Raw genomic sequence first — 19,397 nt, 5'->3', positions numbered from 1 at the left:
TGCTCCTTAATTTGTAATATGCGCCTCGATTTCGCCGATTACCTGCTCACGAAACTCTTTGTTTTCCGTATCGCGGCCGGAATCCGCAAGCGCCCAGAGCGCCGCGCCGCATACCGGCCTTACGGTAAGGGGGCGAAAGATAATTTTCCCGCGGCCGAAACGCTTTTCCGTCTCTGCCTCCATGGACTCGATGTGCGTTCGGTCGGCAGCCTTCAGGAAGGCGGAGCCGATCAATACAACCTCGATGATTTCCCTGTGTGCAAGGTCCAGCCTGCGCACGATGGCCGCGATATATTCCGCAATCTGTTTTCCCATTTTTGAAAGATAGTCTTTTGCGACCGCATCCCCGCAACGGGCAGCCTCAAACATCATCGGTGCGAGGTGTTTTACCTGTATCGTGTTTTCACCGACCTTTTGCACAAGCTCGTCCATCAGGTCGTCCGGCGAATCAACACCGACTTTTTGCATAAGCATTTCGGAAAGTATTGTTGGCTTTCCATTTAAAATCAAATCCCGGTGGACAAGACGCACAATATTGCGCCCTATAATATAACCGCCGCCGATATCATCCATAACGACGGCCTGTCCGCCAACCTGCATCATTTCGCCGGCTTCGCCGATTCCAGTGAAACTGCAGCCCGTGCCATTGATGATCGTGATTCCCATACCGCTGGCTGTTCCCGCCTTAATTCCAAGGTAGCCGTCGTTACACACCCGGAAATTTTCGATTCCGCTCCGCGCAATCATTCCGCTGATCTTTTGCTTTTGGTATTTCGTATCTACCCCCGCCATACCAAAAACGGCACGGCGAATTTGACCGGTTTTAATTTTATTCCGATCAAAAAGCGCCGCAAACATCTTTTCCAGTTCGGTTTCCAGCTCCGGCATTCCCCCCGGAAGAAACTCGTGGGAGGTGGTTCCCCATTTCAGGTAGTCAACAAACCGTCCATCCGTATCGAGCAGTACGCAATCCGATTTCGTTCCCCCGCCGTCAAGCCCGACGATATACTCCTTATCCATTACACTTCGACAACCTTGCCTGTTTCAAGAGATTCCTGAATTGCACAAATCACCTCGATAACGTGCCTGGAATCTTTGGGGGTAATCACATCGAACGGCTTTCCAGACTCGAGACGATCGACAAAATATTCAAGCTCTATCTGGTAGGCGTCTTTTTCATCAATGGGAAGCTTTCTTGGTTCGTGCCCGGTTTCATACAGCACCGCCGCACGTTTCGAGCTGCCTACGTCTTCAAGATTGAAGCCTGCAACCATGGAGTAATCCACTGTTTTGGTTTCCCCGATAATCCGGAAGGTCATGGTGAAAGGATAATTTTCCGTCATATCGAAGATGCCTTCCACGGTTGCATAGTTTCCATTTTCAAATTTAAGCGTTGTCATTACGAAATTCCAGCAACCCGTTTCGCTTGCCTTCCCGACCGCATAAACGCTTTTTACCCTGCCAAATAAATACTGCATAAAGTCAATATCATGCAGGTGCAGGTCAAATAAGCCGCCGCCGCTTTTGGCAGGATCACGATGCCACTGCGTCCAGTTGGGATGCTGTGCAATACGGTTTGCATACACCATCCTCACATCCCCGAATTCTCCGGCGTCGTACATTTCTTTGATTTTGATATATTCAGGCCAAAAGCGCACCACCTGTGCCACCATAAAACGTACGCCCGCTTCCTTTACGGCGGCAAGCATACGATCCATGGACTTGAGGGATAACGTTACCGGCTTTTCACAAAGGATATGCTTTTTATAACGCGCCGCCAAAAGGACATATTGCTCGTGAAGGAAGGTAGGCAGGCATATATCGACAATGTCGACCTCTTCCGTTTGCAGCATTTCTTCCGCATCGTTGTAATATTTACAGCCGAATTCCTCTGCGGCCTTTGTTCCCTTTTCCTCGTCTACATCGACAATCGCAACCAGTTGTGCGCCGGTCATGTTTTTATAGGCCGTGGCATGCGCGTTTCCGATAAATCCGGTTCCGATAATGGCAGATTTCAGCATCGTTTTTCTCCTTTCGTCCCTTGCCTGGTAAAAGCTGTCAATTGCATTCCGCTTCGAGCGGCCCGCCAAGTTCTTTAATATAGAACAATTTCCCGGGAAGTGTAGGCACAAAGCTTGCCGGCACCCACATATCAGGCCCGTAACGAAGCGCAACCCAAAAAGACATCCCCTGCCATATCAATCCGCGGCTGTATGTTCCGTCGCAGCCGCCGATCATTTTGTCGGACTGTAGGAACAGGCCGGGGCCAATTGTGTTTGCAAAGGCAGGCACTTGAGTTGTCCTGCTTTTGAAGCTGTGCAGGGCATTTTGTTCAATCGTAAGCGGATGCAGCTTTGCGCCAAACCGATGCGTTTGCTGCTTCCATTCTGCCTCATCCTTATAATCCGCGGCAAAATGTGGTTCCCAGAAGGCGATATGGAAAACCCGGCCAATGCCGTAAACGGTTACGAGCTTCCCGCCCGCCTGTTTGATCTCCGCAATCTTTTCAGCATAATGCGGAAGGAACTCTTTGGTTGCAAAATTCCGCTGATTTTCAGGGACTGTCAGGCTTCCGAGCGGGCCATAGAAGGCATCCATCATTGCATTCTGGAACGAGCCCTTGGCTTTTGGGTCAAGGGTGTTTCCCTCTTCGTCACTCCATTCATCCATATTGAAACCGGTGACATGGCGGCAGTCAACATTCCACTCCTTCAGGAAATAAACCGCCCACTGATACATGCCCATCGGCCCAACCGGAAAAATCAGCGCCAATTTTTCGCCATGATCTTTTGCTTCCTTAATTGTCAGGGCAATCTCGTGGCCCATCATCATTGCAAAGGTGTCTGCGTTTTCGCACATCACCGGCCGAAAGCCTTCGTTCCAGAAAGGCTGCGCAACCGCGACCTCTTCCGGTCCATGCGAGCAGCATTCATCAATTTTCTTAAGATTCCACCCGGCAGGATAAAAGTGTTCCATATTCGAGTTTTTTATTGTAGATAATAAATCCATTTCAGTCTCCTCACCGTCGTAAAGTCAAACAACTCCGTAACCGTAACGATTTGACGACTTGCTTATTCCGGAAGCAGGCGTTTTGTCGCAAAGCGCGGCCAGCCCGCATATTGGCGGAAGCCTTCCGCGTAAGGAACGCTGCACTGGAGCCCCCTGTATTTGGAACAGGTACGCACAAAATCGATAAAATCAATCTTGTCGTGGTCCAGCATCCATTTAATCTGGCTTTCGTGGCAGGCAAGCGCTTCGAGCTTCAGGTCAATTGTATCCGTGATATCCACATATTCCGTAGGAATAAAGTTTATGCCCGCAAGGGTGTCCATGAAAAAAATGGGAACGATTGTGCCAAAGGCTTCCGCCGCTTCGCTGATTCCGGGCAGGACTCCACCTTTCATGTGCGGCACCGTCGCGCCGAAACTGGCATGAAACGCCAGTTGGCTCGTTTGCATATGATCCCTCATGTAATCGTTCGGATTATGGGTGATGATAAGGTCCGGTTTCGCGTAACGGATTACCTCGACAACCTTTTCAATCGTATTGCGGTTTGAGCCCTCGACATTCATATCCCCTACGTCGATATTGACGGATTCCGCGCCGATAATCTTCGCCGCATTTTCCGCTTCCTTCGTCCTGATGTCGCGCAGTTCGTCTGGCATAATAATTGCATGCCCCAGATTACCGTTGGCAACATGGCACATAATGACCTTATCCCCGCGCTTTGCATACTTTGCGAGCGTGCCCGCACACGCAATTTCCAGATCGTCCGGGTGACAACCAATTGCAAGTATATTCATTCCGCTCACTTCCCTCTTACGTTAATTCTTTCTCAGATTATTGATATTGCTCAGTACCACGGCAATTACGATGATGATGCCGGTAACGATTGTCTGCGTATACGATTCTACCCGCAGGATATTCATCGCGTTTGTAACGACGCCCATAAAGAGGCAGCCAAGGAAAGCGCCGGAAATGGTTCCGCGGCCGCCTTCAAAGGTGATCCCGCCGATAATGGCTGCCGTAAGCGCATTCAACTCGTAACCGGAACCCGCGCTGGCGCTGACCGAATCGAGCCTTGCGGAAAAAACAATTGCCGCAACCCCGCAGAAAAGACCGCTGATGATGTAAATTCCGATTTTGTGCATATCGACGTTGATGCCCGACAGATATGCGTTCTTTTCATTTCCGCCGATGGCCACCAGCCGCCGTCCGTATTTTGTACGGTTAAGCAGGACATAGGCAACAAAAATCATGGCGATCAGGAAAAAGAGCATGACCGGGAATACATCCGCAATCTTCGTACTGCCGATTGCATCAAGCGTTCCGTTGAAGCTCATGATGCGCCCGCCGGAGATCGTCAGTGAAATCCCGTAAAATATCTGGCTGGTTCCAAGCGAAATAATAAGCGGCACACATTTGCTTTTTGCAATAATAAAACCATTGAGGGCGCCGCAGGCAAGCGCTACGATGATGCCCACCAAAATTGCAAGCGGAAGCGCCACCCCTCCGGCAATCAGCGTAGACATACAGATTGCGGAAAGGACCATCAGGTTGCCGATAGAAAGGTCGATCCCGCCGCTGATCAGGAGCAATGCCATTGCCATTGTCAGGATGCCCATAACGGAAATCTGCTGGAATATCTGGATGATATTTTTAAGTTCGATAAATTTCGGATTGATAATTGAAACAACAATCACAATGCCTATGATGACAAACGCAAGCAATATGCGCTGGTCTTTGAAATTAAGGCCGGATTTCTTTTTCAGAGCTCTTTCTTCACTCATGACTTATTTACCCCCAATGCTCTCTTGATTATCTCTTCTTCCGTAATCTGCTCTTTCTGCAGTTCTCCGGTAATTTCGCCATTCCGGACAACCAATACCCTGTCGCTCATCGAGATGAGTTCCGGCATATCGGAAGAGATCATAATAATGCATTTCCCCTGCTTTGTCAGGTTCGACATCTGCTTATAAAATTCGACTTTGGCGTTGACGTCAATACCGCGTGTCGGTTCGTCGAAAATGTAAACTTCCTGGTCTGCAAAAAGCCACTTCCCAAGCACAACCTTTTGCTGGTTGCCGCCCGAGAGGTATTTTACCTCCTGCATGACGGACGGAGTTTTGACGTTCAGGTCCTTTATGATGTCTTCGATCAGCGGAGGTTCCTTTTTTACATTAATAAAGAAACCTTTGATCTTATTGCGCAGGCCCACGATTGTGGTATTCTCCAGGACAGACCCGCCCAGCATCAGGCCCAGTTTCTGGCGGTCCTCTGTAATATGGGCGATGCCCGCATCGATTCCATCTGCCGGATTATGAATATCGAGCTTTTTGCCGTTCAGGTAAATATCCCCGGAATATCTTCTGTCCGCGCCCGAAACCGCACGTATGATCTCTGTGCGTCCGGAGCCGACCATGCCGGAAAAACCGAGAATTTCCCCCTTACGGACGTTAAAATTGATTTCCGGGGAATCTTTTGCCAGCCTGAGGCCTTTCACTTCAAACATTACCTCGCCGATTTCATGCTCTTCCTTTGTGTAGAACATATCGACCGGACGTCCAACCATATCCCGGGTGATCGTATCCAGCGGAATATCTTTTTTTTCATTGGAGTATGTGCTGACCACCGCGCCATCCCGGATTACCGTAATACGGTCTGCGATCTGCACCACTTCGTTCAGGAAGTGAGAAATATAGATAATACTGATTCCCCTTGCGGCTATGGTCTGCGCCAGGGTTAAGACCTTCCCCGCGTCTTCCACGTTAAACATGGAGGTAGGTTCATCCATAATCAGTATTTTGGGATGTGTGGAAATCGCTTTCAAAATTTTAACAAACTGCTGTTCGGCAACAGATAAATTTTCAATTGTCTTATTCAGGTCGATATCGATTCCAAGGTCCTTCATTTCAGCTTCTGTTTCCTCAAACATTGCCCTCGAATCGATAAAGCCAAATTTTTTCGTTTTTTCGCTGCCGACAAAAATATTTTCAACAACATTCATAGTCGGCACCAGGTCATTTTCCTGATATACGATATTAATTCCCAATTCCTGCGACAGATTGGGGTCAAGAGTTTTGTAATTTTTCTCTCCTACAACAATGGAGCCCCCATCGGGCTTGTATGCGCCGCTCAGGACCTTCATCAGCGTACTTTTCCCCGCACCGTTCTCGCCAACCAGGCAATGAATTTCGCCTTTGTAAAGATCAAATGTAATACCGGAGAGGGCGCGTACTCCCGAAAACTCCTTGATGATGTCCTTCATTTCGATGACAGGCTTATTGTTTTCATAATCAATACTCATACGCAACAACCTTTTCCCTTTTATTTATTTGCCGGGCCTCCCAACGGAAGCCCGGCAAACAAGAGAGATTTTACTTATTTTGCAATTTCTGCGCCGCCATATACATAGTTGTAAGCCGCTTCATAGTCATCCCATGCGATGAATTTGCCAAGGTCATCGGCGGAAACTGCGATAACCGGCAGGGGCTGGAACGTATCCGTAGGAGCCTGGCCCAGCACAACGGTATCATACAGGTTCTTGAACGTCTGGATACCCTGGATGGAAACCGGAGCCGTCATGTTTGCAGCTTCGACCTTGTCAACGAGCATCTGGTAGTCGTCCGGTGATCCGCCTGTGGAAACAATCGGAATATCTTCCATACCCGCCTCTTTCAGAGCCTGGTAGCAGCCTTTTGCCATCAGGCCGTTGTTTGCGAAAATATAATCGAATTCCGCGCCGCTCTGGATAAAGTTCTGTGTCACGTTCATTGCTTTCTCTGTTTCCCAATCGCCGTGTTCCGTACCTACGATTTCAACTTTGTCGCCGAGTTCAGCCATAGCTTTGTCAACGCCTTCCTGATACTTCTCGTAAACGCCGGCGCCTTCCTGTCCTGCACAGAAGAAGATTTTCGCGCCCGGCTTCTGTTCTGCAATGTAGTTGATCGCAGCATACCCGATGTCGTCATATTTGCAGGCAACCGCCGCAATGTAGTCGCCCGGGTCCGGCGTATCCATTTCGAAGTTTTCAATCGTTACGGGGATACCAGCGTCATTTGCCATCTTAACCAGCTGTGCGCCCTGCTCAATCGAAATCGGGAAGATCGAGATGCCGTCAACTTCCTGCTGGATGAGGGATTCCATCGCCTTAACGGATTCTTCAACGCTGTTCTTGGAATCAAGCGCCACCACTTCTACGTCGACATCCGCCTGGGACGCAGCATATTCAAATGCTTTCTGGGAATAATCGTTCCAGATGTCAGCCGTGTTGTACGCAATATAGCCAAACGTGTAGCTGTCTTTTGCACCTGCATCTGCAGACGCAGATTCTTCAGCAGGAGCCGAAGATTCGGGGGCTGTGGACGCTTCGGTGGAAGCGGATTCGGAAGGCTCGGCAGCAGGAGCCGAGCAGCCGACCATCGTTGCACCTAATGCAACCACCAGCACTACCGCAAGAATTGTCAGTAAAATTTTTTTCATTTTCGTACCTCCATTTAGATATAGTTTATTTGGCAGAATGCCTGCCAAAACTTTAAATTCTTCCAATTGATTTCAGATAGTCATAACTATCCTTTACAGCCTTGTTCGCAACCGCAAGGTCTTCCGGTTTTTTATCGCGCATACAGAAATCTTCCGTATATTCGATCTCAATGCTGTAAGGACCGGTATAGCCCTTTGAGTCCATGTATTCCATAAATTCCTTCAATTTCAGGTTTCCGGAACCGACCCCCGGGAAATTCCATTCCTTCATTTCTCCGGCTTTATCCTTCAGATGTACATACTTTACATCGTCAACACAGCATTTTATTTCCTCTTCCGGGTATTTGCCTCCGTAAAAAACGACATTGGCCGTATCATAGTTAATTGCCACATACGGGGAGCCCACCATTCTCGTTACCTTGTAAAGGGATTCGCCCGTACCATATTCGCCGTGGACTTCCAGCACCATTATCATATGATGCTTCTCGAGCTCCGGCACAAGGCTTTTCAAATGCTTTGCAAGAACATCATCCGAGAAACTTTCCCCTTTTCCAAAGTGCGCCTCTCCGGTGGAACTGATGATATATTGGCATCCCAGTTTGGATGCAAGAACAATGTTTTTACGGAAATCATCGAGCCGCTCTTCCTCCATCAGGTTACAATGCCCGCTCATACCGATTGCGGTAAGGCCGAGAGAAGAAAGCTTCTGTTTCACCTCTTCAATTTGCGCATCGGACATATCGGAAGATACATGCTCCGTCCAGCCGCGGACCGCCGCAAGCTCCACATATTGGAACCCGGCGGCGGCAATGCCGCTGAGCGCTTCATCCAGAGTAAAACCGTGATAAGTGTTTGTCAGCACTGCAAATTTGTTATCCATGTGATTCTTCCCCCTTGTTAAAATAGAGTCATTGTACATTTTTGCACCGCTTCGTTGCGGTCAAGCGACATTACGCTGTCCAGATAATATTTTGCCATTCCGAGGTTCGCGCCATACTCCTGTATCTGCGTATAGCGGATTTTCGTTTCGTACAGGGATTCCCAATACGACGATCCCTTGGTATACTTAATCAGCATTTTTAGGAACTGTTCGCCGAACCTGTGTGCGATTCCGCCGATTACAACCTCCTGGGGATGGAACATACTGAATATATTCCGAATTCCAAAAGACAGCTTAAACGCCATATCCTTAATGATCTGTGAAACCATCATGTCGCCGTGCAAAAATGCATAGATAACCATTTCTATATTGAGCTTGCTCAAATCATTCCTGCATAGGTCGGTAATAATTGAATAGCTTCCTGTTTCAATTTTTCGCTTCGTTTCCCGTACAATGGCCGGGATACTGATCATACGTTCAAGGCATCCCCGGTTGCCGCAAATGCACTGCGGGCCGTTCATATCGATAGACATATGGCCGATTTCGCCCGTATTGTGTTTCGTATCGTTGAATATCTTCCCGTCGATAATAATTCCGGCGCCAATTCCGTGCGTGTAATTAATGTAAATCAGGTTTTCAATTCCTTCCGCCGATGCAAATTCCTTTTCTGAATACGCATAGGCCGCGGAGTCGTTTCCTATCAGGAGGACGGCGCTCGGGAAAAGCCCGGACATATCTTTCAGGAACTTCCCTTCATCTTCAAGCTCGAGGATATTCAGTAACAGCCGCTGGCTTTCGCAATCCGCAATTGCGGGAACAGCAACGCACATTGAGATAACGTCTTTCCTGTTCAGCATAACCGATTGCTTAAGGATCGCTTTCATTTCCGCAACATAATCATTTCCTTCAATCCGCCGCTTTATTTTTTCGAGGGGCTGGCAGACCATATCGTAAAGAACATATTCAACTTCATCCAGATCGAGACGGAAGGTAACGATTTGCCGCCATTTCCTGTTTACTTCCAGCATGATCGGCTTACGCCCCGCTGTTTTGGATACTCCCTGCCCCACGGATACCAGGACCTCGTTTTCCAGCAATTCGTCTACCAGGGAAGAAACCGCAGTGGTGCTGAGTTTCATATAACGTGCCAGCCATGTGCGCGATACGCGCTTATTTTCGAGCACTAAATCAAATAACTGGCGCAGATGGTAAGATTTAAGCTGCTGCTGGTTAACCGGTTCGGCATCGGCTGTGGCTTTGTCACCATATACAAACATTTGGATATCCCTCTTGCTTTCTAATGATGCTTTTATAATATATTTTGGATAATTAGTAAAGTGGGTTGTTTTATTGTTTTAATAATACTCCCAATTCATTATCCAGTCAACTACTTTTTTAAAAAAAATAATTTTTCTGTTTTTTGCATATCCAACCTGATAAATAAGGTTTTTATGCAACATTTCCCGAACGATTTAATTTTCAATGTGCAAAGATCGATTAACCATTTCACTTTGTAATTATCCATCACGGCGGAATGAATGAAAAAATGGCGTTTACACTTCTGTAAACGCCATTGTCCACTCTTCTTTCGATTATGGTAATTCTATCACGTTCCCATCAGTATGTCAATTCGCTTGATAAAATATATTTCTTTTCGTTTTATTTTCCAACTTTTGCACGAAGCTCTTCTTTATATTCCTCCAAATCGATTTCCCGGTCTTCCTTGCGGGATTTTTCCGCAGCAAAACACATGACATGGCTGTCTACCGCGCCCTTGGTGCTCGTCCGGCCGCCCGCTTTCCCTTCGCGCACAAGCTTGATAAAATCAGTCATAATAAAGTAGTCCCCGCCGGAGTGCCTGTCAAGCACGGTAGACACCTGGATGGTATCATGCCGCCCGGTCGCGAAATCCTTTACAACAAATTCATTTTTTTCCAAATTACCTTCAATTTCTCCCCTGGTGCCCGTCAGCTTAATGGTCCGATAACATTCTTCCGAATAGGCCGTCATTGAAAAAGCCACCGTTACGCCGTTTTCATATTTCATATTAATTACCTGCGTATCCACTACGTCGTTATCGCAATGATATACGCAACGCCCAAACGGGCCCGTCTCAAGCGCCTCCATCTTCCCTTCCGGGCTCGTATCGAGGGATATCATATCCACATTAAACCCGGAGCGCGGAACGGAGTACATCTTCGGCGCGTAAAAATAGCAGGAATCAGAGTAAGGACAGCCGTCCGTACAGCGCGCGGGAGCGCCTTCGGGCGCATTTTTCGCGTTGAAATACGTAGGCGTCGAAAAGCTCGACAGCCGGACGCAGCGCGATCCCGTCAGCCAGTTCAGGATATCCATGTCGTGGCAGCATTTGGAAAGAATCATCGGTCCGGCATTTTCTTCCCGCGAGAACATACCGCGCACATAGCTGTGGGAAAAATGAGCGATTCCGGTATTCTCGCAATGCACGATGGTTTTCAGTTCGCCAAGCGCCCCTTCGTCCAGCACGCGCTTGATCTCCGCAAAAAACGGAGTATAGCGGAGCACATAGCACAGCATAAATACCTTATCGTAATTTGCGGCCATATCCCCGATTTCAACGCTCGTAACCGGCTCCTGTGTGATTGGCTTTTCGAGCAGAATATGATAGCCCTGCTCCATTGCCTTTTTTGCCGGTTCATAATGGTAATTTTCATTTGTACAGATCAGGATCGCATCCGCCAGCTTCCCCTTTGCGAAGAGGTCGTCCCAACTGGAGAAAGCCATTTCATCCGGGATATGATGCACTTCCTGGAAATGTTTCCTTTTTTCGTCATTTTTTTCCGCAACGGCGACGAACTGGATCGTCCCCGGATTATTGATGGCATAGGATGCGTACGCGTTTGCGCCGCGGTCTCCCGCACCAACTAAAACTGCCGTAATCTTTTTCATAATTGCCCCCTAACGCTTTGATCGTTTATTTACTCTTGATATTACTGAAAATAACCGCTATTACAATTATAACACCCAGAACAACCGTTTGATAAAATGCATCCACCCCCAAAATATTGAGCGCGTTATTTACAATACCGAGCAGCAATACGCCGAAGAACGCTCCCAGAACCGTTCCCCTCGCCCCGGAAAAAGACGCACCGCCGATAATTGCCGCCGCAAGGGCGTTTAATTCGTATCCCGATCCATTTGTCGGCAAGGCTGACCCGATGCGCGAAGTGAGTACAAAGGCCGCCAGCCCACAGATTCCGCCGCCCAGGACAAACGCCAGCAGCTTATATGCCTTCACCGGGATTCCCGAAAGGAACGCCACCTCGGAATTGCCGCCGATAATGTGCAGCTTGCGGCCGAAAGGCGTATACCGCAGGAAAACAAACATCAGCAACAGCACAATTACGAGCACGATCATCGGCATCGGGATCAGGCCAAGCTTACCCGTTCCAATAAACGGAAACGCTCCGCCGATGGACTGGTATGTTCCCTGCGAAATCACCTGCGCAAAGCCGAGATAGATATAACTTGTGCCGATTGTCACAATCAGCGGTTCGCATTTGAATTTTGTAATAATCAGGCCGTTGAGAGCGCCCGCCCCGAGGGCCGTCCCGAACATAATCAGAAGGGCGAGCCACGGGTCCACCCCCTGCACGCTGATAAGGTTGCACAGGATAACGCTGCACAGGCCGATCAGGGCGCCGTAGGAAAGGTCGATTGCCCCCATTACGAGCAGCATCAGCATTGCGCTTGTCAGGATTCCCAATACCGCTACCTGCTGGAATATCGTCAGAAAGTTCGCTATCGTGAAAAAGCGGGGATTGATGAGCCCGGATATGACACATAGAGCGATAATAACAACGGGCAGAAAAATCATTTCATTTCCGATTTTTGCCCTGGTCCTCAAAGTTTTCTCTTTCACTTCACTTCACCTCTAATGCAGATTTTATAACGTTTTCTTCCGTGATTTCGCCGCCCGTAAATTCGCCCGCAATTTTGCCGTCCCGCACAACCATCACACGATCGCAAAGCGAGATGACTTCCGGCATATCGGAGGATACGACAAGAAGCGATTTTCCCTGCTTTGTCAGGTCGTGCAGCAGCTTGTAAATTTCAAATTTGGCGTTTACGTCTATCCCTTTGGTGGGTTCATCGAGAATCAGAATGTCAAAGCCTTTGTGCAACCATTTTCCAATAATGACCTTTTGTTGGTTGCCGCCCGAAAGCATACCCGTTTCCTTGAACATACTCGGGGTTTTGATGTCCAGCTTTTTAATCATATCCTCGGAAATATCCATCTCCTGTTTGGTGCTGATAAGCCCCTTTTTCAGAGGCAATTTCAAAAATGTCAGATTACTCAGGACGGAAAGTGGCAGCACCAGTCCTGATTTTTGCCGGTCTTCACTGACGTATCCGATTCCGTTTTGGATTGAATCATGGGGGTTATGGATTTGGAGCGTTTGCCCGTCCTTCCGGATTTCCCCGGCGAAACGCTGGTCCAGCCCATAAATCGCCCGAATGATTTCCGTCCGGCCCGATCCCACCATTCCGGTGAGGCCCAGTATCTCCCCTTTCTTTAAGTAAAGGTCAACAGGCGTATCGCTTTCTTTCAGCTGTAGGCCTTTTACCTCAAACAGCACATCGCCCGTGTTTGATTTTTCCCTTTTATAAAACATATCGACAGGACGCCCCACCATATCGCATGTTACCTGATCCATGTCTACCGCGCCGTCTCTTGCATGATAGGTGGAAATCAGCTTTCCATCGCGCAATACGCTGACCGTATCGGCAATCTTAGCCACTTCCTTCAAATGGTGGGAAATGTAAATAATTCCGATTCCTTTTTTGCTGATATTCTTCACAAGGTCCAGGACCATATCCGTGTCCTTCATGTTAAACATCGCAGTGGGCTCATCCATAATGAGCACCTTGGGATTCGGAGCAAGCGCCTTTAATATCTTAACGAATTGCTGGTCCGCCGTGCTTAAACGCTCCACTGTTTCGTAAGGATCGAGTTGAATCCCGATCTCATCCATCAACTTTTTTGCAGCTTCGCAGGTCTTTTTCATGGAAAAGAATCCCGCCGTCCTGTAGGGAACGTCCGTATAAATGTTTTCCGCTACCGTAAGCTGCGGCACCAGAATTATTTCCTGGTGTATTACCTCTATACCCTTTTTCTTCGCGATGAGCGGCGTTAAATGCGGATATTCCTTTCCCCCGATAGCGACTACGCCTTCTTCCGGCTTGTAGGCGCCGGACAGAACCTTGATAAGCGTGGATTTCCCCGCGCCGTTTTCCCCGCACAAGCTATGTATTTCACCCGGCCGGAGCGTAATCGAAACATGGTCCAGCACCCGGGTGCCGCCAAATATCTTGGAAATGCCTTTTGCCTCTATTAAATAATCAACCGTCTTTTCCACCATGGCTTCTCCTTTACCGGGAATAGCATACGGGCAGCTTTTCCCTGCCCGTATGCCTGTCATTCCCATGCATGTCAAACAATCATTCGTCAGTCGAGTCCGCCAATCGCCTCAATCACCTCTGCGCCCGGCGTCCACGGAATAATCTGGCCGATTTCTTCCTTGGTGGCGGGAAGCAGCGGCAGGTATGTCATCTCTTCCACCGACTTACCGTTTACAAGGTCATACAGCTTCTTTGCAGAAAGCGCGCCCATGTAGGAGGTCGGCGCGGCAATCGTGCCATAAAGATCGCCCGATTCAAGCATTTCCACTCCCAGCGGGCTTCCGCCTGTGGCAATGATCGGAATTTTGTCCTTCAGGCCGGCCGCATCCAAAGCCTTTACCACGCCCTGCGCAAGCTGTTCGTTATTGGCAAAGATAACATCAAATTCTTTTCCTGACTGGATCAGGTTCTGCGTAGCATTCATACCTTCCTCAGCCGTCCAGTTCGTGGGTGCGGACTCTACCATTTCCGTATCCGCCCCGTCCTTGATTGCCGCGGCAATTCCGTCATTGTACGGCTCCGTAATGTTCATCCCCGGCTGCCCCATGATATATACGAACTTTGACCCGGGATATTTGTCGCCGATCATTTTCGCTGCCGCATATCCGATATCATAGTACGTGCAGCAGGTGACGGAATCACGGTCTACGGAGTCGGCCGGAACTGCGTTTTCAAATACGATCGGGATACCGGCGTCGCGCGCCATCTGGGCCACACGCGCATCGAGGTCCGGGCTGAACGAGTATACCGAAACCGCATCCACATCCTGGGAGAGCAGGTCTTCCATACCGGCAAGCACCTTCTCCATATCGTTCTGGGCGTCTATTACCACGGGTTCCACGCCCAGCTGTTCACATGTGTATTCAAAATTCTGAACGCCGTAGTTTACCCATTCCAACGCACGGTCATGCGCGATTTCACCAAACTTCAGCTTCTTTCCGCCGTCGGCGGCAGGGGCAGGCGCCTCGCCTCCGGAAGATGCGGATGCAGTATCGTCAGCCGAAGCTTCCGCCGGTGCGGACGACTCCGCCGCAGGCGCACAGGCGGCAAATACAAGCACCGCTACCAGCAGGATTGCAACCAGTGCCAAAATTCCAGACTTCTTCATCATTGTTTCCTCCTTGTTTTCTTTCCCTATTTCAAGCATTCTCGCTTAAAACTTCATTTTTTTCGTACACAAACTATACCTGTGCTTTCGTACGGAATTTTCATGCCGCGCGACGCACGCTGTTCTCAGCCCATATTATGCCTTTCCTATCTCGTAAGCTGCTCCAAAACGTCGATCGGCAAATCATTAATGGGTGCATTGTTGGGATTGGTGAGCGCGTCCCCGTCAACATTCTTTCCAAACACCGCGCCATCGATTACCGCGGCGTGCAAGTTGCGCGGGCGGACAGAATCGCCAATATTAACCATTTGCAGCCCCGCCTCGGCCGCCTGTTCCATAAATTCCACATTCGGCTTCACGTGGCAGGTTACGACCGTATCGATCGCAAGCTCCGTCCTGTTAAACTCCTTATCCTGCACAATTACTTTCCCGTCCCCGATTTCGAGCAAGGTTGCGCCTTCCATAATCGTCACTTTATGCTTGTACGGATGCGGGCTGAGCGCCTCTGCCTCTTCCAGATTGAAGCGTTTGCGCGCCACATACATATGGATCGTTTCCACCTTGGCCGCGAACTGCGGCTGTTCCGTCACGATCGTAACTTCTTTTCCGATGGAAGCCAGGAACTGTGCGGTATCTGCCGCGGCATAATGATCGCCCCATACCAGAACCTTTTCGCCAACCTTTGCCATCTTGCGGCCGCCGGGGTTGAATTCGCAATTGACTTTGGGGCAGGCCAGAACCTCCTCAAAGGGAACAACCGCCGTTACATTACCAAACACAGGAGGAACATATGAAGATGCGCCCGTTGCGTTTGCCACAATATCGAATGCTTTCAATTCTTCAATGGACGGCGCATGGTTCAGGACAACCTTTACATTCCCGAGCTTTTTCAGCTGGTTCCTGATCCAGTCGGCATACCATTTCATTTTTTCTTTTCCCTGCACCAGGCAGTCGCCCAGGATAGCGCCCCCGAGCTCGCCGCTGCGCTCGAAAATGGTAACGTTATGCCCGCGTACCGCCGCATGCCGCGCCGCTTCCATGCCTGCGGGGCCGCCGCCTACGATCGCAATGCTGCACGGCTTGTCCGCTTTTTCCATTTTCGCGAAGCTTTCGTCGCCCATTGCCGGATTAATCGCACAGGTAACCTGGCGCTTTGCCATATGGGATTCCTGCCAGCACCCGGTCAGGCAGGAAATACATTTGCGGATTTCGTCGTCCTTTCCATATTTGGCTTTTACCGGCCAATACGGATCGCAAAGCAATTGACGGGAAAGGCCTACCATATCCGTCAGGCCCTCTCCGATAATCTTGTCACAAAATTCGGGAGTACGAAGCGAATGGCTGATGATAACCGGAATATCCACCACTTTTTTAATGGCCTCGGACGCATACGTCGTCCAGCCCTCGGGATAATACATCGGATCAAAGCCCGCCCCCGGACTTTCCTGGATGCATTGGCTGATATCCAGCGCCGCAACGCCTGCAGCCTGCAAAATTTGCGCCACTTCTATGGATTCATCGAGCTCGCGTCCGCCCGTCACCCATTCATCTGCCGAATACCGGACAATGATCGGGAAATCGTGGCCGCATTTGCGCTGGATCGACGAAATGATTTCGAGCACAAAGCGCATCCTGTTCTCCAGGCTGCCGCCGTACCGGTCTGTCCGCCGATTGAGGTAGGGACTCATAAATTGCGAAATCAGGTAGCCGTGCGCCGCGTGCAGACCGACCGAATCAAAGCCCGCCGCCTGGCAGCGCCATGCCGCGTCGGAAAATTTCCCGACGAGGTTGATGATGTCCTCCGTGCTCATCTGGCGGACCGCTTTTCCCTTGGCTTCTTCGTTTTCATAAAGGATTTCATGGCTTTGCGACCACGGTATGCTCATTACCATATCGCTGGCGGAATAAACCGGATAACGCGGCATTGCGCCCTGCCTGCCGGGATGCTCAAGCTGTATGCAGGCTTTCGCGCCATAACGCTGGATTCCCTGAGCCAGGCGGTTAAGACCTGGGATCAGTTGGTCGCCGTCGGCAGCCGTACAATTAACGGTGGATTTCCCCGTTTCCATTTCCGGTGTGGTTGCGCCCACTATAATAAGCCCTGTGCCGCCTTTCGCGAGCTGCGAATGATGGTACACATCCCGTTCGCTTGCTTCCCCGTTTGAGTAAGATGCGCCGATATCTGTCGGAACATGGCAGATACGGTTTGGCACTACCATGTTTCCAATTTCAATTGGTTCAAACAAGTGCTTGTAATATTCTTTCATCTGAAAATCCCTTCCATTCTTTTGATTCAGCGTTTTGACTTTGAAACTCCGTTATGCCAATATGACCAGGCGGCCAAAAAAAGAGTACAAAAAATACGATTACCCGATGCCCCGCTTGAAACCATAAAAGCGAAGCGCCGTTAAAACAACAAAGTAAGATTTTAATCTTGCCGGCTTCGGGGATGTCCAGCAAACGCGCACATCCCCGCCGGCCTTTTTGAACTAAGAGAGAGGTTGTTTATCTGTTTAATTGCATTCAGGGACAAGCGGTCCTTCCAGTTCTTTGACAACAAAGAATTTCCCGGGAAGGGTCGGCATCCAGCTCGAGGGGACCCACATATCCGGGCCGTATTTCAGTGTTACAAAAAACGTCATTCCCTGCCAGTTCATTCCGCGGCTGACCGCGCCGTCTACGCCGCCGATGCAGTAATCCGAATTCAGGAACAGGCCGGGGCCGATGGTGTTTGCCCGCGCGGGAATCAAGGTGACACGGCTCTTGAAGCTGATGAGCGAATTTTGCTCAATCGTCATCGGGTGCAGTTTCGCCCCTACACGGTAAGGCGCCTTTTTCCATTCCTCAACATTCGCATAGTCGGCCGCGAAATGCGGTTCCCAGAATGCGATGTGGAAGCAACGCCCGATGCCGTAGATCGTAATCAGTTCCCCGCCGCCCTCTTTAATCTTCCTGATTTTTTCGGGGTAGAGCGGAAGGTTATCCCGCGTTGCAAAATTCCGCTGGCTCTTGGGAACGGTTAATTCGCCAAGCGGACCGTAAAAGCTCTGTTCCATGGCATTCTGGAATGCACCCGGATCATTGGAAGGAAGCGTATTGCCGTCCGCATCCGACCATTCGTCCATGTTGAAACCCCATACGTGGTCGCAGCTGCAATTCCAGTCTTTCAGGAAATAAACCGCCCATTGATACATGCCCATCGGCCCTACCGACAGGATAAGCGCCATTTGCTTGCCTGCATCGCGCACGCGCTTAATCTGCTTCGCAATTTCATAACCCATCTGCATATTGAAGCTTGCGACGTCTTCGCATTCCTCCGTCTTAAAATCCTTATTCCAATGCGGCATCCGGTCAAGCGCATGCTCTGGAGGAGTCGCACAGCAGTCTTCTATTTTTTGCAAGTCCCACCCTGCCGGAAAAAAGTTTTCCAGCATCGAGCCCTTGATTGTGCTCATCATGTTCAGTTCCATCATTAATTACCTCCGTTTATTTATTATCATATTGATATATTCTGTCACATTCACCGGATACGTGATATAAGTCTTTTAAATAGCGGCTGCGGTCACGTATCCCCGTATTATATACTTCGTCCACCTGGCTTGGATAATGCCGGAACGCCAGCTGCAGTATTTCCTCGGGATGATGTGGGAAAGCCTTGTCGACAAGACCGTTTTCCGCAATAAAATCGTCGTTGATTTTACTTTCGGCTTCATCCATCATTCCCGCATAAGGCTTATCTTCCGCAAAGTAAAGAGATGCACGCCGGGAGGCTCCCGCCTCTTTAGCGGCGGTGAGCCCCGCTTCGCGGACGATAAAGTGGTCGATATGACCCTTCATGGATAAGGGAAGAACCACAGCCGTATCTGCCTGCATCATATATTCCATAGCGGCGTCTTTCATACGGGCAAGAATTTCACGGTCATGGGCGTCCATGCTTTCGTAGCTTCCGAAAGCCATCTCCATTTCTCCTTCTCCCTCATTCAGGATTTTGCCCCGCACCTGGCTTTCTTCTTCGCCCATAACGCGATAAAAATAATTGTGCGGCCCCAGCAAGGCATCAAGGCATTCCAAGTCTTCGATAAAACGGATGCCTGTCGCATATTGCACGCGCCTGAGGCTCGCGTCCTTATTGCCTTCCGAATCGCGTTCCTGATAATTTGAACGCGAAAAGGTGCTTATATTGGTAAAATTTTTGCTTCCGAGCAGGCCGTTCTTCTTTAGTTCAAGGAGATAGCCGCCCAGGAAAAATAAGAAATCATCATAATGCGGTGAAACACATACAATATTTTTTTCGGGAATTACATCTCCAATATTTGAATAAAACATATTCGCTCCTTCCCTGCCTTAAGAACAATAGCGTTGTCTTCTTCAGCAGGCTTTTCATTATTCAGTTATCTCGTCATTGAGTTAGTTTTTTTCAGTTTGAAAAGAAGTATTTACAAAAATAATTATAATCTATATTACTAATTAAACACTAAGCTATAG

The 19,397-nt window shown here is 49.3% G+C and carries 15 protein-coding genes and 2 pseudogenes; all 17 read right to left on the bottom strand.

The window, feature by feature from the left end; genetic code table 11:
• Positions 1-6: 6 nt before the first annotated feature.
• Positions 7-1,020 (bottom strand): N-acetylglucosamine kinase, encoded by a 1,014-nt coding sequence (locus BBD38_RS00715; protein ID WP_066683454.1) that lies wholly within the window; start codon positions 1,018-1,020, stop codon positions 7-9.
• Complete coding sequence (locus BBD38_RS00710) at positions 1,020-2,021, bottom strand: Gfo/Idh/MocA family protein (RefSeq protein ID WP_066683452.1); 1,002 nt, start codon at positions 2,019-2,021, stop codon at positions 1,020-1,022. Before BBD38_RS00710 ends, BBD38_RS00715 begins: the two co-directional genes overlap by 1 nt.
• Before the next feature lie 37 nt (positions 2,022-2,058).
• Positions 2,059-3,009 carry a sugar phosphate isomerase family gene (locus BBD38_RS00705; protein ID WP_066683450.1) on the bottom strand — a complete coding sequence of 317 codons (951 nt, stop codon included), beginning with the start codon at positions 3,007-3,009 and terminating at the stop codon, positions 2,059-2,061.
• A 62-nt stretch (positions 3,010-3,071) separates the two neighbouring features.
• A complete protein-coding gene (locus tag BBD38_RS00700; RefSeq protein WP_066683449.1) occupies positions 3,072-3,803 on the bottom strand; it encodes a PIG-L deacetylase family protein in 732 nt (243 codons plus the stop codon).
• 21 nt (positions 3,804-3,824) lie between these two features.
• Positions 3,825-4,790 carry an ABC transporter permease gene (locus tag BBD38_RS00695; RefSeq protein WP_066683448.1) on the bottom strand — a complete coding sequence of 322 codons (966 nt, stop codon included), beginning with the start codon at positions 4,788-4,790 and terminating at the stop codon, positions 3,825-3,827.
• Positions 4,787-5,458 (bottom strand): annotated as a pseudogene (locus BBD38_RS15145) (ATP-binding cassette domain-containing protein); the annotation flags it as partial. The gene BBD38_RS00695 and the pseudogene BBD38_RS15145, both read right to left, overlap by 4 nt.
• Positions 5,459-5,788: 330 nt before the next feature.
• Positions 5,789-6,268 (bottom strand): annotated as a pseudogene (locus BBD38_RS15140) (ATP-binding cassette domain-containing protein); the annotation flags it as partial.
• 113 nt (positions 6,269-6,381) lie between these two features.
• Complete coding sequence (locus BBD38_RS00685; protein WP_066683444.1) at positions 6,382-7,482, bottom strand: sugar ABC transporter substrate-binding protein; 1,101 nt, start codon at positions 7,480-7,482, stop codon at positions 6,382-6,384.
• Between the two features lie 52 nt (positions 7,483-7,534).
• Positions 7,535-8,362: a sugar phosphate isomerase/epimerase family protein gene (locus BBD38_RS00680; protein WP_066683442.1), complete on the bottom strand. Its 828-nt coding sequence runs from the start codon at positions 8,360-8,362 to the stop codon at positions 7,535-7,537.
• Positions 8,363-8,379: 17 nt separating this feature from the next.
• Complete coding sequence (locus BBD38_RS00675) at positions 8,380-9,639, bottom strand: ROK family protein (RefSeq protein WP_066683440.1); 1,260 nt, start codon at positions 9,637-9,639, stop codon at positions 8,380-8,382.
• 382 nt (positions 9,640-10,021) lie between these two features.
• Positions 10,022-11,290 (bottom strand): Gfo/Idh/MocA family oxidoreductase, encoded by a 1,269-nt coding sequence (locus BBD38_RS00670; protein WP_066683437.1) that lies wholly within the window; start codon positions 11,288-11,290, stop codon positions 10,022-10,024.
• 25 nt (positions 11,291-11,315) lie between these two features.
• On the bottom strand, positions 11,316-12,263 hold the full coding sequence (locus BBD38_RS00665) for an ABC transporter permease (protein ID WP_082989374.1): 948 nt from the start codon (positions 12,261-12,263) through the stop codon (positions 11,316-11,318).
• Between the two features lies 1 nt (position 12,264).
• Positions 12,265-13,764, bottom strand: coding sequence for a sugar ABC transporter ATP-binding protein (locus BBD38_RS00660; protein ID WP_066683435.1), 1,500 nt, complete (start codon positions 13,762-13,764; stop codon positions 12,265-12,267).
• Between the two features lie 86 nt (positions 13,765-13,850).
• The gene (locus BBD38_RS00655) at positions 13,851-14,915 is read right to left on the bottom strand and encodes a sugar ABC transporter substrate-binding protein (RefSeq protein ID WP_066683433.1); all 1,065 of its coding nucleotides are present in this window, start codon (positions 14,913-14,915) and stop codon (positions 13,851-13,853) included.
• Positions 14,916-15,058: 143 nt separating this feature from the next.
• A complete protein-coding gene (locus BBD38_RS00650; RefSeq protein WP_066683429.1) occupies positions 15,059-17,179 on the bottom strand; it encodes an oxidoreductase in 2,121 nt (706 codons plus the stop codon).
• A gap of 246 nt (positions 17,180-17,425) precedes the next feature.
• On the bottom strand, positions 17,426-18,385 hold the full coding sequence (locus BBD38_RS00645) for a sugar phosphate isomerase family (RefSeq protein WP_207644614.1): 960 nt from the start codon (positions 18,383-18,385) through the stop codon (positions 17,426-17,428).
• A gap of 13 nt (positions 18,386-18,398) precedes the next feature.
• On the bottom strand, positions 18,399-19,238 hold the full coding sequence (locus BBD38_RS00640; protein WP_066683424.1) for a hypothetical protein: 840 nt from the start codon (positions 19,236-19,238) through the stop codon (positions 18,399-18,401).
• Positions 19,239-19,397 lie beyond the last annotated feature (159 nt).

Source organism: Christensenella intestinihominis (assembly GCF_001678845.1).
Classification (GTDB): Bacteria; Bacillota; Clostridia; order Christensenellales; family Christensenellaceae; genus Christensenella; species Christensenella intestinihominis.
This window is presented reverse-complemented; position numbering and strand designations above follow the sequence as displayed.

Coding starts and splice junctions, on each gene's coding strand:
- BBD38_RS00715 (WP_066683454.1), bottom strand. CDS start 1,020: ATGGATAAGGAGTATATCGTCGGGCTTGACGGCGGGGGAACGAAATCG.
- BBD38_RS00710 (WP_066683452.1), bottom strand. CDS start 2,021: ATGCTGAAATCTGCCATTATCGGAACCGGATTTATCGGAAACGCGCAT.
- BBD38_RS00705 (WP_066683450.1), bottom strand. CDS start 3,009: ATGGATTTATTATCTACAATAAAAAACTCGAATATGGAACACTTTTAT.
- BBD38_RS00700 (WP_066683449.1), bottom strand. CDS start 3,803: ATGAATATACTTGCAATTGGTTGTCACCCGGACGATCTGGAAATTGCG.
- BBD38_RS00695 (WP_066683448.1), bottom strand. CDS start 4,790: ATGAGTGAAGAAAGAGCTCTGAAAAAGAAATCCGGCCTTAATTTCAAA.
- BBD38_RS00685 (WP_066683444.1), bottom strand. CDS start 7,482: ATGAAAAAAATTTTACTGACAATTCTTGCGGTAGTGCTGGTGGTTGCA.
- BBD38_RS00680 (WP_066683442.1), bottom strand. CDS start 8,362: ATGGATAACAAATTTGCAGTGCTGACAAACACTTATCACGGTTTTACT.
- BBD38_RS00675 (WP_066683440.1), bottom strand. CDS start 9,639: ATGTTTGTATATGGTGACAAAGCCACAGCCGATGCCGAACCGGTTAAC.
- BBD38_RS00670 (WP_066683437.1), bottom strand. CDS start 11,290: ATGAAAAAGATTACGGCAGTTTTAGTTGGTGCGGGAGACCGCGGCGCA.
- BBD38_RS00660 (WP_066683435.1), bottom strand. CDS start 13,764: ATGGTGGAAAAGACGGTTGATTATTTAATAGAGGCAAAAGGCATTTCC.
- BBD38_RS00655 (WP_066683433.1), bottom strand. CDS start 14,915: ATGATGAAGAAGTCTGGAATTTTGGCACTGGTTGCAATCCTGCTGGTA.
- BBD38_RS00650 (WP_066683429.1), bottom strand. CDS start 17,179: ATGAAAGAATATTACAAGCACTTGTTTGAACCAATTGAAATTGGAAAC.
- BBD38_RS00645 (WP_207644614.1), bottom strand. CDS start 18,385: ATGATGGAACTGAACATGATGAGCACAATCAAGGGCTCGATGCTGGAA.
- BBD38_RS00640 (WP_066683424.1), bottom strand. CDS start 19,238: ATGTTTTATTCAAATATTGGAGATGTAATTCCCGAAAAAAATATTGTA.